The 243-nt window shown below is 62.6% G+C and carries 1 pseudogene; it reads right to left on the bottom strand.

From position 1 onward, the window contains the following. Positions 1–231: pseudogene (locus VC352_RS24990) on the bottom strand (hypothetical protein); the annotation flags it as partial. Positions 232–243: the final 12 nt, after the last annotated feature.

The following is a 243-nucleotide window of genomic DNA, read 5'->3' as shown; positions in this document are numbered from 1 at the left end:
GTATTCCACGGCGCCGTAGCTGGCACCGAAATGGATCACCTGGGTCTGGTACATGCCGGCGCCGGGCAGCTCGCAGAAGGAGAACATCTCGCGGCCGAGAAAGTGCCAGAGATCGCCCGAAGGCAATTCGGCCAGCACGGCGTGATTGGTTTCGAGGCGCAGGCGTCGCTGCTCGGGATCATCCGACGGCCAGTCGCGGATGCAGCCATAGAATATGGATTCGGACTCCACACCGGCACTCCA

The sequence above is a fragment of the Pseudomonas sp. C11 genome (assembly GCF_034683865.1).
Taxonomy (GTDB): domain Bacteria; phylum Pseudomonadota; class Gammaproteobacteria; order Pseudomonadales; family Pseudomonadaceae; genus Aquipseudomonas.
Note: the sequence above shows the minus strand (reverse complement) of the source record. Positions and strands in the feature narration are given on the sequence as shown.